At 64.6% G+C, this 14,425-nt stretch carries 13 protein-coding genes; 10 read left to right on the forward strand and 3 right to left on the reverse strand.

Annotated features, from left to right (window positions below; genetic code table 11):
• Window positions 1–29 precede the first annotated feature (29 nt).
• A complete protein-coding gene (locus E1809_RS14605) occupies window positions 30–470 on the forward strand; it encodes an HtaA domain-containing protein (protein ID WP_165962326.1) in 441 nt (146 codons plus the stop codon).
• Window positions 463–3,462, forward strand: a complete 3,000-nt coding sequence (locus E1809_RS14610; RefSeq protein WP_133204968.1) for a cytochrome P450 — start codon at window positions 463–465, stop codon at window positions 3,460–3,462. Before E1809_RS14605 ends, E1809_RS14610 begins: the two co-directional genes overlap by 8 nt.
• On the opposite strand, the gene E1809_RS14615 is transcribed toward E1809_RS14610, so the two are convergent.
• On the reverse strand, window positions 3,442–4,476 hold the full coding sequence (locus E1809_RS14615; RefSeq protein ID WP_133204969.1) for a glycosyltransferase family 4 protein: 1,035 nt from the start codon (window positions 4,474–4,476) through the stop codon (window positions 3,442–3,444). The genes E1809_RS14610 and E1809_RS14615 overlap by 21 nt on opposite strands.
• A 275-nt stretch (window positions 4,477–4,751) precedes the next feature.
• On the opposite strand from E1809_RS14615, the gene E1809_RS14620 reads away from it, so the two are divergent.
• Window positions 4,752–5,192 (forward strand): rhodanese-like domain-containing protein, encoded by a 441-nt coding sequence (locus E1809_RS14620; protein WP_133204970.1) that lies wholly within the window; start codon window positions 4,752–4,754, stop codon window positions 5,190–5,192.
• A 124-nt stretch (window positions 5,193–5,316) separates the two neighbouring features.
• On the opposite strand, the gene E1809_RS14625 is transcribed toward E1809_RS14620, so the two are convergent.
• Window positions 5,317–6,084, reverse strand: coding sequence for a DeoR/GlpR family DNA-binding transcription regulator (locus E1809_RS14625; protein WP_165962327.1), 768 nt, complete (start codon window positions 6,082–6,084; stop codon window positions 5,317–5,319).
• Window positions 6,085–6,246: 162 nt separating this feature from the next.
• Here E1809_RS14625 and E1809_RS14630 point away from each other — a divergent pair, with 162 nt between their 5' ends.
• The 4 genes from E1809_RS14630 (at window position 6,247) to E1809_RS14645 (ending at window position 11,302) form a co-directional block, all read left to right on the forward strand.
• The gene (locus E1809_RS14630; protein ID WP_133204972.1) at window positions 6,247–7,281 is read left to right on the forward strand and encodes an SIS domain-containing protein; all 1,035 of its coding nucleotides are present in this window, start codon (window positions 6,247–6,249) and stop codon (window positions 7,279–7,281) included.
• A complete protein-coding gene (locus E1809_RS14635; protein ID WP_133204973.1) occupies window positions 7,281–8,225 on the forward strand; it encodes an ROK family protein in 945 nt (314 codons plus the stop codon). Before E1809_RS14630 ends, E1809_RS14635 begins: the two co-directional genes overlap by 1 nt.
• 36 nt (window positions 8,226–8,261) lie before the next feature.
• Window positions 8,262–9,710, forward strand: a complete 1,449-nt coding sequence (locus tag E1809_RS14640) for an APC family permease (RefSeq protein WP_133204974.1) — start codon at window positions 8,262–8,264, stop codon at window positions 9,708–9,710.
• A 74-nt stretch (window positions 9,711–9,784) separates the two neighbouring features.
• Window positions 9,785–11,302, forward strand: a complete 1,518-nt coding sequence (locus E1809_RS14645) for a GMC family oxidoreductase (protein ID WP_165962328.1) — start codon at window positions 9,785–9,787, stop codon at window positions 11,300–11,302.
• 104 nt (window positions 11,303–11,406) lie between these two features.
• On the opposite strand, the gene E1809_RS14650 is transcribed toward E1809_RS14645, so the two are convergent.
• The gene (locus tag E1809_RS14650) at window positions 11,407–12,111 is read right to left on the reverse strand and encodes a TetR/AcrR family transcriptional regulator C-terminal domain-containing protein (RefSeq protein ID WP_133204976.1); all 705 of its coding nucleotides are present in this window, start codon (window positions 12,109–12,111) and stop codon (window positions 11,407–11,409) included.
• 262 nt (window positions 12,112–12,373) lie between these two features.
• Here E1809_RS14650 and E1809_RS14655 point away from each other — a divergent pair, with 262 nt between their 5' ends.
• From E1809_RS14655 to E1809_RS14665, 3 genes are all read left to right on the forward strand, one after another.
• Window positions 12,374–13,225: a DUF427 domain-containing protein gene (locus E1809_RS14655; protein WP_133204977.1), complete on the forward strand. Its 852-nt coding sequence runs from the start codon at window positions 12,374–12,376 to the stop codon at window positions 13,223–13,225.
• Between the two features lie 28 nt (window positions 13,226–13,253).
• Entirely contained in the window at window positions 13,254–13,565 is a 312-nt protein-coding gene (locus E1809_RS14660; protein WP_133204978.1) for a thioredoxin family protein, read from the forward strand.
• A gap of 617 nt (window positions 13,566–14,182) precedes the next feature.
• The coding region (locus E1809_RS14665) for a helix-turn-helix domain-containing protein (RefSeq protein WP_133204173.1) at window positions 14,183–14,425 on the forward strand (243 nt) is incomplete at its 3' end.

Genomic DNA, 14,425 nt, shown 5'->3' on the forward strand with positions numbered 1-14,425 from the left:
GCCTGACCTGGACGGTCAAAACATCGTTCGTGAGGTACATCGAAAGCATGAAGGACGGACACGTCGCAGTCGCTGGCGGGGCCCTACGGTTGGAAGACGGATCCTTCCACTTCCCGCTGGCTTCCGGCACGCCCCGGAATGGACTCGCGTTCGGCGGATCCGTGCACTTCACCGGGCACTTCGGCATGCTCTCGCTGGCCATTTCGGCGCCGGCGGTGGTCAGCACGGACGACGGACTGGTTCTCTCGATTGCCGACGACGAACCCGGGGAACGCCGTCCGTTCGTCATTCTCGGAAAGCCCGGCCAATATCCCGGGCACGTGGAATTCCCTTCTCCGGCCCTCACACCCGCCGGGGCCGAATTGTTTTTCGACAACTACCGGCCCGGTACCCTTTTCGACCCCATTTTCGTCATGCCGGGGCTGCCCAGGCAGGCGGACTCAAAGCACCAGGAAGTGTGGCATGACTAAACAAGGACTCCCGGCACCCATCGCCGACTGGGTCACGATTCCCGAGCTGTACCGCGACCCTTTCCCGATCTTCGAGCGGCTCCGGTCCGAGGGTGGCGTCCATTGGGTTCCCGCCGTGAACAGGTATTTGGTGACCTCCTACGACGCCGTTCATGCCACCGAACTCGATCAGGGCACGTTCTCGGCGGACGAGGAAGGCTCGCTCATGATCCGGGCGATGGGACATTCCATGCTGCGCCGGGATGATCCTGGACACTACGCAGAGCGCAAGGCCTGGCAGCCTGCGCTGCGGCCGGGAGTTGTCAAGAAAACCTGGATGCCGTTGTTCGAGCGCAATGCAGAGCGGTACCTGCGAGAGTTCATGGACAAAGGCCCCGGCGCGGACCTCGTTTGGGATTTCGCTGCTCCTTATGCCGCGGAGAACCTGCGTGCCGTGATCGGATTGCACAACGCCACCCAGCAGGACCTCCAGCGCTGGTCGCAAACCATGATCGACGCCACCGGCAACTACGCCGATGACCCCGTTGTTTGGGCGAAAGGAAACGCTTCGTTCAACGAAGTCGACGAAGCACTAGATGAAATGCTCGCCTGGCACGTGAAGCACCCCGACAACAGCCTCCTTTCGAACCTGCTCGCCCTCCCCGACTACCAAATGCCGCTGGCAGCGATACGTGCCAACGTAAAAATGACGATCGGCGGCGGCCTGAACGAACCCCGTGACGCAATCGGCGTGGGCATGTGGGGCCTTCTCACCCACCCCGGACAACGGCGGCTCGTCGAAACCAACCCGGATCTGTGGGACGCGGTCTTCGACGAGACCATCCGCTGGGTTGCCCCCATTGGCATGTACTCCCGCCAGACCACGCGGGATGTCGTCCTTGAAGGGATCCGCCTTCCCGCGGGAGCCAAATTGGGCATCTGCATCCTCTCGGCGAACCGCGACGAAAAAATATGGAAAGAACCCGCCGCCTTCGATATTTCCCGGCAGGCCGAAGGTCCGCACTTGGCGTTCGGCAAGGGTGTCCACGTCTGCCTGGGGGCGTGGGTCGCGCGCGCTGAGGTTGCCGCCGTCGCACTGCCGAAACTGCTGTCCTCGCTGCCCGGGCTGTCCCTCGATCCGGGGAACCCGCCGGAGGCTGGCGGGTGGGTCTTCCGCGGCATGACCCGACTTCCAGTTACATGGAGCTCCACCCCGACCGCCGCGCCTTGCAAAGCCCCCCCGAGCATCGCGATTGTCGGCGCCGGCCCCTCGGGTTGCTACACTGCCCAGGCTCTGCGCCGCACCTTCCCTGACGCCGATCTCGTTGTCATAGACGAACTCCCCACCCCGTACGGGCTCGTGCGGCACGGAGTCGCCCCCGACCACCAAGGCACCAAGGCAATCAGCCGCCAGTTCGCCCGCCTTTTCGAGAAGGACGCCGTCCAATTCATCGGATGCACGCGGGTGGGCACGGACATCAGCTTGGATAGGCTCACGTCCGCATTCGACGCCGTCGTGCTCGCCACCGGACTCCACCAGGACACATCCCTGGACGTTCCCGGAACGACTTTGGACGGCGTCCACGGGGCCGGGAAGATCACCCGGCTACTGAATTCCCACCCGCACGAGGTCCGGCCCGCCCCCGGACTTGGCACCTCAGTGGCGCTCGTCGGCCAAGGAAACGTGGCGATCGACGTCGTGCGCCTGCTCGCCAAGAAAGACTCCGACCTCACCGATTCGGACATCGACGACGACGCCCACGCCCGGCTCACCAATGGGCTCCGCACCATCCACGTCATCGGCCGGTCAATGCCGCCAACGGCCAAATTCGATCCGGTAATGCTCCGGGAACTTGCCGAACTGCAGGGTGTCGAGCACATTGTCCACGGCGTGGACGAGCGCGACCTCGCCGCCGCCACGGACCCGCGCTCCGCCGTCGTGCTTGAACTGCTACGCCGTCCGCACACCGACGCGCGGCTCCGGGTTGAATGGTGGTTCGGCTACTCCCCCACGCGGATCAACGACCTGGACGGGAACCGCCACGTGGCGAGCATCGGCATCGAAAACAAGGATGGAACAGGGCTTGAGCTAAAGGCCGACAGCATCATCACCGCCATCGGATTCCAAGCCACGGCCGGACAACAAATCGTGGACGTTGACGACGCCGCTCGGGAAAGCGGGCGCATCCGCAAGGGCCTGTACGCGGCCGGATGGACGCGCAGGGGTCCCAAGGGAACGATCCCCTCCCATCGGTCCGATTCGAGGCAACTGGCTGAAACCATCCAAGCCGACATTGCCGGGCCTGCGCACAAACCCGGCCTGGCGGCCGTCGAACGGTCCCTTGCCAGCTCGACAAGCTACGACGGTTGGCTCCTGATCGACGCCAACGAGACACGCAACGCGGCTTCCGGCCGGGTCCGCCGCAAAATCAGCGACTTGCGCGAGTTGCAGATCATCGCGGGGTCGGCGCTGAGCCTTTCCGCCGTCGAACCCGCCATCCCCGATGACGCGCCCGATGACCCGCCCGCGAATGCCACGGAAGGCGAGCCCGTCAACGTCGTGTTCGCGACGGAGTCCGGCAACGCTGAACTAGTCGCCGAAGAACTCGCAACGCACCTGGAAAGAACCCATGACGTCCGCATCGTCGACCTCTCCGACGTCGGAGCGGCAGCCATTGACTCGTCCCGGTTCACGATCATCGTCTGCTCAACCTATGGAGACGGCGAGCTCCCCACGCGCGCCCGCCGTTTCCATGAAGACCTGCTTTCGGCCCGTCCGGACCTCTCCGGACTCCGCTACGCACTTTTCGGCCTCGGCGACCGCAGTTACGCGCAGACTTACTCCCGTGGCAGCGAAATCCTCGATGAGACCCTGCAGTCCCTTGGCGCATCCCGCATCGGTGACGTCGGCCGGCACGATGCCGCCGGACGGGACCTGGCCCCGGGAGTCGCCGTCGGCTGGATCAAGAAAGTGTTCGAATCCGTGCCGGCGTCAGACGGACCCGGACGGTAGGGTCTTCCCCAGAATCTGTTCGTAGAGGCTGATGTGGTCAGCGACCATGCGTGCCGCGCTGAAGTTCCGCTCGACGGCGGTGCGGCACGCCTTCCGGTCCAGCGCAGTGGCGCTACGGGCCAGGCCCGCCAGTTCGTCCACGGACCCTAGGTACCCAGTGACGCCGTCGGAAATGATCTCCGGAGCCGCGCCGACCGGCGTGCCCACCACGGGAGTTCCCGTGGCCAGAGCCTCGATCATGACCAGCCCGAAAGGCTCGGCCCACCGGATCGGATTGAGGAACACGCTCGCTTCACCCATCAGCGCATACTTGTCCGCATCGCTGATCTCACCGATCAATTCCTCATTACTGCCCAACAGCGGTTGAATGACTTCCTCGAAGTAGCGCTTCTCGTCGGGCGCACGCATTTTCACCGCAATCTTCAGGGGAATCCCGGCTTCCCGGGCGATCGCGATCGCCTCTGCAACGCCCTTGTCTGGCGACATTCGCCCGACAAAGCAGGCATAACCGCCCTTCCCGCTCCCTTCGGGAACGACGGACAGGTCCATGCCGTGATGAATGATCCTCGCCACCGGAAGCTCCGGAACACGGCTGACCTGGTCGCGGGAAATGGCCACGATACTGACCGTTTCCGCCGCGGCACGGTAAATATCAATCGCCGGCGGAGTCAGAAGGGAATGAATGGTGGTCACCACGGGCGCCGCGACCAAACGGCTCCCGTAAAGCGGACCCGCGAGGGTGTGGTCGTGGATGAGATTCACCCCGCCCATCCCGCGATACGCGCGCACCACGTGGCTCAACTCGGAAAGCGTGAACCCCAGCTCCGCCGGCTCCGCGTCCCTCATCCCGGGAGCCCGCGGCACCGGACATTCGCTGTCTGCCGGGGCGGCCAGCACAACCTCGTGCCCGGCCGCGACCAGCCCCCTGGCCAGGCTGTCGACAACCCTCTCCGTGCCCCCATAAGTAATCGGCGGAACCGTGATCCACGGCCCCGCAATCAGCCCGATGCGCATCCTCGCCCTCCACGGAAACGTCAGGACCGCCAGCGGTCCCTCCGTTGATCGTCGCCCCCGCCTGCTCCGGAAGGCACGAGTGACGACTACTCGGTTTGCCCTCGCGGTGGAGGGTTTGGTGCCGGAGGGGGGTGTCGACGGCGGTGCTCGCCTTCGTTCCTCGCCTCCCGTTGACCGGGCTCCTTGCACGGGCCTAAATTGACGAGCAAGATAGCTCATCAATTCGCGCTTCAGGGCGGAGCGACCGACCTCTCAGCAGACAAGCGAGGACACCGGTGAAGCAGTCTCATATCTCCGACGACGACGCGGACGACACCACGCGGAAGCTCACGATCGAAGAATTACTACTTGAGAGCCGGGCCGGGCTCGAGCGTGTTCACCCGGCGGACCTGGAGCGTGAGATGACAGCCGGCGCCCTTGTTGTTGACACACGACCGGTCGAACAGCGTGAACGCGACGGCGATCTTCCAGGAGCAGTCGTCATCGACCGCAACGTTCTCGAGTGGCGCCTCGATCCATCCAGCCCCCACCGGCTCCCGTTCGCCGGCGACCCTACTCGGCGGATCGTGATCGTCTGCAATGAGGGCTACAGCTCAAGCCTCGCTGCGCACACCTTGCAACGGCTAGGGCTGACCCGGGCAACGGACCTCATCGGCGGCTTCCAAGCCTGGGCGGCGCTTCGTAATCAGCCACATCAACGCAATGAGTCCCACTGAGTCGGTTTGCCAATTGGTTGAAGCTATGTCGACAACCATGAATGTCGAATGGGACCGGGCTTGGAGGTCTACAAGGGGCGGGACACCACAACTTATGTGGCGGTCGCGGCGGCCACAGCCACCGTCAGCCCGCGACGATGACGTCCTCGGCCTGGTTCCGCAGGTGGTTTAGGTCCTCAGCGCTCATCTCGGCATCGGTGACGATGGCGGCAGGTACGTCGATGCCGCAGATCTTCACGAAGCCCACGCGGTTCATCTTGCTGGAATCGACCGCGGCGACCACCCGGTCCGCGACACCGACCGCGGCTTTCTTGACCGCGGCGTCGTCGGCGTTCCACTCCGTGAACCCGTGCTGAAGGGAGATGCCGCTCGCTGTCATGACGTAGGCATCGAAGTGGTGGCCGCGCAGGTAGTCGATGGTGTCCGCACCGCTAAGGCTGAGTTCGGCCGGGCGGACGGATCCGCCGGGCATGATGAGGTTTACAGTCGAGGACCGCGCGAAGGCCCAGGCGACTCGGAGGGACAGCGGGCACACGGTCACTTCACGGTCAACGAGGACTTCGGCCACGGCCAGGCCCGTGGAACCTCCGTCCAGGATGATGGCGTCGCCGTCGTCGATGAGCGACGCGACGCGTTCGCCGATGAGCCGCTTCCGATCGGCGTTGATCTTCTCCCGCACCGGGAAGGGAGGCTCGTAGCTGCTGCCGAAAGCCAGCTTGGCCCCGCCGTGGAAGCGCTGCAGAACGCCATCGTTCTCCAACATTTCCAGGTCTCTCCGGATGGTCATTTCGGTGACCCCGAGCCGCATTCCGAGCTCGTTCACCGTCGCTTTGCCCGTCTCCCGCAGGATCTCGAGCACCCCCTGGTGCCGGCGTTGCTTAGCGCTGGTCATCTCTTGCTGCCACCTCTCAGGCCACGTTCGATAGCTCAATTCAAACACTTTCCGCACACCATTGACAATCGGATTAACACAAAATATTGTCATTCGAACAGAAATAATGTTTGAATTGAATCCGGAAGCACATAGCCCGGATCGCCTGAAGGAAGTTGGACCATGACTGAAATGACTCCGTTTGAGCTGGACATCGCGGAGCAACCGGCGGCCCTGAGGCGCCTGGCTGAAGCGGACCTTCCGCAGCTCGAAGCAATCACCGGCCGGCCGTGGGACAGGATTGTGCTGACGGGCATGGGTTCCTCGGACTACGTGGGCATTCCCACCTGGAGGACCCTCACGGCTTTGGGCCTGCCCGCCCTGATCATCGATTCGGGCCAGCTCCTCGACAACCCGGGAGCCATCACGCCGGACACCCTCCTGATCGCAACGTCCCAATCGGGCGCAAGCGGGGAGGTCGTCGAACTCCTGAACCGGCGCGACGCCGGCGCGATCGCCCCGGCCGCGCTGTTGGGCATCGCCGATCCCGCGGACAGCCCCCTCGCGGAGGCGTCGGATGTCTTCCTGCCGTTGCAGAGCGGACCCGAAGCCACCGTCAGCACCAAAAGCTACCTGAATTCCATGGCCGTCCACCGCCTCCTCGCGGCGGCATTCGCCGGAGAGCCGGCCGAACGCGTACGCGAAGACATCGCAGGGATGGCCCGGATCACGGAGCAACTCATCACCGGCGTCGACGTGAAGGACATCGCCGCGGCAACCGCCCTCCACCCGCAACGCCGCCTGGTGTTCGTGGGCCGCGGCGACGAATCGGCAACATCCCTCTTCTCGGCGCTCATTACCAAGGAGTCCTCCAAGGTTCCCGCCGAAGGATTCATCGGCGGACAGTTCCGCCACGGACCGTTCGAACTCGCCGGTGACGGCCTCACTGCCGTGCTCTATGGCATGCGCCAGGACACCCCGGACGAAAGCCTGCGTCGTTTGGCCACGGATCTCGTGGCCACCGGCTCGCAAGTTGTTCTCGTGGGAGACGAACAGATCCCCGGAGCGCTCACCGTTCGCGCCAATGGCACCTCCCCGCTGTCACACCTCGCGGCAAGCAGCGTGGTCGCAGAACTCCTTGCCGTGAACCTCGCCCAGGCGAACGGCGTGGTTCCGGGCGAATTCCGCTATGGCAGCAAGATCACGACGGCAATCTGATGAACACCCCCGCCAACCCTGAAAAGCTGCGGATCGGCGTCGACCTCGGCGGCACCGGAACCCGCTTTGTCGCGATCAATCAGAACGGCGATGTGGTGTCAAGGCTTTCCATCGCCACTCCGGACAGCTTCACGGAAGAATCGGCCGCCTGCTTCCTCTACCGGCGAATCCGGGGCATCGCCGAGGGTCGGGCGATCGCATCGATCGGCATCGGGGCCAGCGGCCCGGTGGACCCCGAGGGCGTCGTCCGGAACCCGGACACCCTGCCGGCTTTCACCAATACGCCGTTGGTGCCGGAACTCGCCGAAGCCTTCGGCGTGCCGGTCGCGATCGACAACGACGCCGCCTGCGGAGCAATTGCCGAGCGGCGGGTGGGTGCCGCCCAAGGATCGCCGAGCCTGCTTCACATCACCCTGGGGACCGGGATCGGCTCCTGCTTGTTGCTTGACGGGAAGCCGTTTCGCGGATCGGACGGCATGCACCCGGAAGGTGGGCATATCGCCGTCGGGATCAAAACCGAGCCGTGCTACTGCGGGCGCCGATCATGTTGGGAACAGGCTGCCTCGCGGCAAACCCTGCAGCGGACGGCAGCTGAAATCCTCGTGTTGAAACCCACCGACAGGACCGCGCTGGCAGAACTGGCGAACAGGGCGATCGCCGGGAACGAGCAAGCCAGGGCCGTCTTCAACAACTACGGGACCGCCGTCGCAGACGGGCTCGGCACCCTCCTGGCCGCCTATCGGCCCCGCAATGTCGTCCTGGGCGGTAGCGCCGCGGACCACTACGAGCTGTTCGTGGACAGCCTCAGGGAATCCTTGGAGCGGCTCGGCGTGTGGATCCATTTCGTAGAGCTGGCCAAGACAAAGCTCGACGACTTCGGCGGCGCAATCGGCGCCGCATACCTGGACTCACCCGCCGGACAAACGGCCCGAAACATCGGGTGATCCAGCCATCGCAAACGTAGTTCAAAGGAGAGCATTATGTTGACCAACCAAAAGGACGTGTTGCCGCCGTCGGCGGACAAGACGCCGGACGCGGGCCTGCAGCGCGGCTCGATCGGCCTCGGCGGCACCTTGATGCAGTCGATCGCACAGATCTCGCCTACCCTCGGCGTTTTCTACACCATAGCTTTTACCACAGGCCAGGCCGGAGCGTCGGCGCCCCTGACTTATTTGGCAGCCTTCCTCGTCTGCTTGGTGATCGCCGTCCCCATGCTGGGACTGGCCCGCCACCTGCCATCAGCCGGCGGCTTCTATACCTATGTATCGGCCGGCATCGGCCCGAAGGCCGGATTCATGACCGGGTGGCTGTACGCCATCATGGTCACGATCGTCCCCGCGGCGCTGGCAGCCTTCACCGGGGCCGTGCTCGCGGACGAGCTAGGCTCCAAGTACGGGATCGGGATCCCTTGGTGGACGTACGCGGCTTTGATCCTGGTCATCTGCTTTGCCTGCGCCTACCGGGGCATCGTCATTTCCATCAAATTCCTCGTGGTCATGACCATCTTCGAAATGGCGGTCGGCCTGGGCCTGGCAGTCACCGGCATGCTCCATCCGGGTCCCGGCGGCATGAACGCCGATGGCTTCAACCCTGGCAACGTCCAAAACCCTTCCGGTTTCTTCCTCGCGGTGGTCCTCTCCATCTTCGCCTTCACCGGTTTCGAGAGCGCAGCCGCGGTGGGCGATGAGTCCAGGGACCCCAAGCGCATCGTGCCCAAAGCCATCATCGGCTCGCTCTTGCTGATCGGAGCCTTCTACGTCGTCACGGCCTGGGGCCTGCAGATCGGCTGGGGCACCGCCGACGTCGACACCTTGGCCGCCTCCCCCACGGCCCCCGCCTTCGTTCTGGCCGACCGGCTCTGGAACGGGGCCTCGATACTGGTCCTCATAGCCCTGGTGAACTCAGGCCTCGGGGTCTGCGTCGCCTGCACCACCAGCGCCACCCGTACGATCTACGGCATCGCCCGCACGGGTGCCCTCCCTGGATTCCTGGCCCGTACGCAGCCCAGGCACCACACCCCCATCACCGCCGTCTACCTGCAGTCGGCCACCGCACTCGGGATCTGCCTGGCTGTCGGCATCCCGATCGGCCCTTACAACCTGTTCAACGTCCTGGGCACAACCGGCACGTTCGTCTACATCCCCATCTTCATCCTTATGAACATCGCAGCCTTCATGTTCTTCCGGCGAAAGCACCCTGAGGAATTCAACATCCTCGCCCACGTGGCGGCGCCGGTCATCTCCACCGTTGCCTTGCTCACCATCGCCTATTTCAGTCTCGTCCCGCTCCCCGACTTCCCCGTCCTCCTCGCGCCCTTCCTGGCCTTGGTCTACATCGCACTCGGTGCCGCCGTCCTCGTCGGCCGCAACCTGCGACCCGGAAAACGCGACTGGATGGCCCGGGCCGGCGAACTGCCCGACGTCGACTGACGCGCCGCCGTCGTACGCCAACCCCTGAACCACAACGCAAGTACACGCACTACCCACAGGACATGATGAACCCCATGGAACAACTTCCCTCCTTCGCCGACACCGTCGTCATCGGTGCGGGCACCGGCGGCGCCGCCTTCGCCGGAACCCTCGCCACCCACAGCAACGAAACGATCCTGCTCCTGGAGGCAGGACCAGACTACGGCCCCCGTTCCGATGGCCAATGGCCCGCCGACATGCTCGACGCCCGGTCCATCCCGCTCTCCCACGACTACGACCTCCATTCCCGCAGGTCCTCCGGCGAGGGAACCCTGGACCTGCCCCGCGCCCGGATCCTGGGCGGGTGTTCCGCCCACAACGGCTGCACCGCCTCGGTGGGCGCGCGGTTTGAGTACGATGAATGGGCCGCCGCCGGGAACCCGGGTTGGGCAGCGTCCGACGTCGAGCCCCTCCTTGACTGGGTCCGTGACCGTTTCCGGGTCCGCCGATACACGATGGACGAACTCACGCCGCCCCAACGCGCCTTCGTCAACGCCGGGATCGCCACAGGGCTGCCGTTCGCAGACGACCTGGACCACATCGAAGCGGCCGAAGGCATTGGACCGATGCCTGTCAACATCGTTGACGGCACCCGTTTCAACAGCGCATTCGCCTTCCTCGACCCGGTCCGCGACCGCCCCAACCTCACCATCGCGGGGGGCGTCGACGTCCAAAGGATCGACATCGCTGACGGCGAAGCACGCGGAGTCTTCGTCCGGCACAACGGAAACGACGCCTACATCAAGGCAGGCCGCGTAGTGTTGGCCGCCGGCGCCTACCACTCCCCCGCACTGCTGCTGCGCTCCGGCGTCGGACCCTCCGACGAGCTATCCGCGCTCGGCATCGCTGTGCAGGCCGCCCTGCCCGGCGTCGGCAAACACCTGCTGGACCACGCCTGCATACAGCTGGACTTCGCCGGACAACCAGGCCTCACTGACGAACTCGCCAAGCTGCCCTGGAACCCCGACGAACAAACCGTCGGGCGAGCTAAATCCAGCGTGTGCGACGACGGTCCCTACGACATCCACGTCTTCATGGTCGCCGGCGAGAACAGCGGCCACCCCGGCTTGCCCCCGATCACCCTCTACGGCGGTGCCATGCGTGCCCGCTCGGAAGGTTCCGTCACCCTGAACGCCGACCTCGACGTCGTCAATCCGGTCATCGACCACCGCTACGGAACCGACCCCGCCGGCTACGACCGCACCGTCCTCTCCGAGGCCCTCGAGCTACTCGAATCCATGGTCGCCCAGCCCGAACTCGCCGCCGTCCTCGGGGACCATGTCCCCGGGGAAAACGCACCCCTTGACGACATCGTGAACTACTGCCACCCAGCCGGTAGCTGCAAGATGGGACCCGCCACGGACCGCACGGCCGTCGTCGGCTCCCACGGCAACGTCTACGGAATCTCGGGCCTCTACGTTGCCGACGCCTCAATCATGCCCACCATCACCCGCGGCAACATCAACCTCCCGACCGCGATGATCGGCGCACGGATTGCCGCCGGACTTCTCGGCATCGACCCCCGGGCGCTGACGGCGACCAGCACCGTGTAAGCCGAAGCCCCGGCTCCCCCTTCGGGCTTTCACCCCCGGCAACGCCCGGTGTCCCTCACCACCACCGACGGGACGCCGGGCGCCGTCGCACCGCCCGCCGCATTTCAGGTGTAGCTTTTGTCGCGGACGGCGAGTTGCTGGTCGAGTCCGGCCAGCAGGATGTCCAGGCCCTCTTCAAGTTGTTTCTCCCCGTCATAGTCCAGCAGTTCGGGGGCGAGGTGGCGCAGGTGCGGGAAGTCGCGCAGGGGAAGGCGCTGGAGTCCCAGGCGCAGCAAGGCTTCGTTTTCCTCCGGGTCCGCGATCAGTTCCTGCAGTTCGTTCAAAACATGGCCGTAGAGGAAACCGTAAAACGCCCGGGAGATGTGCAAGGCATCGGCCGGGAGGAACCCGGCACGGATCAGGATCCCCAGGATCTGTTCCAGCGGGCGCAGGGTCCCGGGCGGGCGCAGGCCCAGCGGTGTGGACAACGAGCCGGTCACCAGCAACGGCACAGCGTTCGGGTGGCGCAGGCACACCCGGCGCAGCGCATGTGCGATCCGGCGCAACTGCCCGTGCCAATGCAAGTCATCCGGGAACGTCTCCAACTCGTCCAGGACGAGTTCGGCGACCCCGTCCAGCAACTCCTTCCGCCCAGCCGCGTGCCGGTACACGACCATCGGATCACGGCCGAGCACCTGCCCGAGCCGGCGCATGCTCAACGCGTCCACCCCGTCGGCATCCACCAGCTCCAAAGCCGCATCCAGCACCATCCGGCGGCTCACCGGCCCGGCATTCTCACGCGCCGGCTTTGTTGAACCTTCCATGACCATCTCCTGCCGTTCGCGGCCCCTCGGAAGCCCGAAAAACCCCTTACGTCGCCGCAGCCATAGGCCTACAGTGTAGACAAAGTAAGAATCCTACGGCTCCTACCTACAGTGTAGTACCAGTGGGAACCCTGACCTAGCCTTCACGCGGAGCCACGGACTACATCCTCAACACCTACCCGGCCCTCCCCTAAGAAAGGCAGGAGCACGCGTGCGGGACGAGGCGAAACTCATTGACGCCGCACCATCCCGCGCCCACTCTTGGAAGATGGCCACCAAACTGTCCGAGGTGATTGTCGGGACCTTCCCGCAATTGCGCTACGAACCCACGCCCAAAAGGATCCGCGCGAGCATTGGCGGGAACGCCGTCGTCGACACCCTGCACGCCTGGCTGGTCTGGGAGCCGAGGCGCATTACGCCGGTTTATGCGGTACCGGAGGAAGAAGTGCTGGCGGAACTCCGTCCCGCGGGTGCACCAACGGCCGACGTCCCCGAGGTCGCCGTCCGGATGTCCGCGGGCGCGCCTCCGTCGTTCGATCCGCGAACGGGATTCGGCCGGCACACCACTCCCGGCGAGCCGCTTGACGTTGTAACGGGAACGACGGCGGTGCCCGGCGCCGCGTTCCGACCCGATGATCCGGATCTGGCCGGGTATGTCGTGCTGGACTTCGCGGCCTTCGAATGGCGGGAGGATGACGAGGAGATCCTCGCACATCCCCGTGACCCGTTCCACCGCGTGGACATCCGGGCGTCGTCGCAGGCGGTGACGGTCTCCCTCGACGGCGTCACGCTCGCGAGCACGAACAGTGCGCAACTCCTGTATGAGACGCTGCTTCCCGTCCGTTACTACTTCCCGGCCGAGGATGTGCGGCTGGACTTCATGGAAGAGAGCGCCAAACGGACTGCGTGCGCGTACAAGGGCGAAGCCAGCTACTGGACGTATCCCGGCAGCGAGGGTGGCAAGGACATCGCGTGGAGCTATAAAAGGCCTTTACGCGACGCCGCGCAAATCCACGGCCTCGTGAGCTTCTTCAATGAAAGGCTGGACGTGACCGTCGACGGTGTCCTGCAGCCACGGCCGGTGACGCCTTGGTCGCGCCCGCAGGACCGTCGGGGATGAAGGCGCGCAGCGGTGGAAAATACTTTGTATGAGGATTGAACTTCTGTACATCAACGAGTGCCCGAACTCGGACGAAGCAGCCCGACGCCTCAACGAGGCGCTGATCGCATTGGGGCATCAACGCGGGGAATTCGACCTGCGCCTGATCGACACTCCGGCAGATACCGTCGGCACTGTCTTCGCCGGATCCCCGACGATCACCCTCGACGGTGCAGATATTTTTCCCGGCGGAGCGGCAACCAGCGACCTCGCCTGCCGGATCTACCAAACCCCGGGTGGCCTGGCGGGCCTGCCGACCGTCGACCAAATCAAGCAGGCACTCACGGGCCACGGCGTTTAGGGCCACTGCAGTTCAGGGCCACTGCACCGGCCGCCCTGGGGATTACGACGGCGGTGCTCTCACCGGTAGGTTCACACCGCACGGAAGGTTCCCAGCGCTCCTTTAGGGGTCCAGGACATTCTGGATCTGTCCTGAATCTCCCCTGAATAATGGATGGTCCCGAAATCCCAGGCTTCGAAATTGCTGGTATCAGTCAGGACGTCAATGACCCTTACCGGCGCGGCAGCTACGAATTCCCAAGCCTCAAAACACAGCATTCAAAAAGCCTAACTGCCGCCTGGTGGGCCGGCTGGCTTTCTTAGCCACGGACCCGGGATCGGCGGAATGATTCTGCTCACGTTCCTTAGCCGCGAAGGGTCTCCGCCCTGTGTTGAGCCGTACCCTGCAATGGTCGAATGACTAACGTCTTTTGTAATACTTAGTGCTGACGCTGTCACAAACCGGATTCTTCGAAGCGGAAAGCCTGAACTGATGCGGTCAGGTAGACCACAGGTTAACCCTTTGCAACCACCCCGCTCCAGCCTTGCCGCGGACAAGCCGCGAATGATAATGTCACGCTGGCTCTAGTGTCGCGTGTCGTTAATAGCTAGACGTTTGGGTGTTTGGGAGGATTGGTTATGGCCAATCGTCCTGCTGCTGCCCTGGGTCTTCGTGATGGTGATTTTGAGGCGTTGAATCGTCTGTCCAGGTCCTCGGCGGGACGGGCGGGACTCGCCCAGCGGGCGCGGATCGTGCTGCTGGCCGCGGAGGGGCTGTCGAACACCGTGATCGCCGAGCGTGTCGGGGCGACACGGACGACGGTCATAGGGTGGCGCAGCCGGTACGAGTCCGCAGGGATTGCCGGGCTGCATGATCAGGAC

The organism is Arthrobacter terricola, assembly GCF_004354015.1.
GTDB lineage: Bacteria > Actinomycetota > Actinomycetes > Actinomycetales > Micrococcaceae > Arthrobacter > Arthrobacter terricola.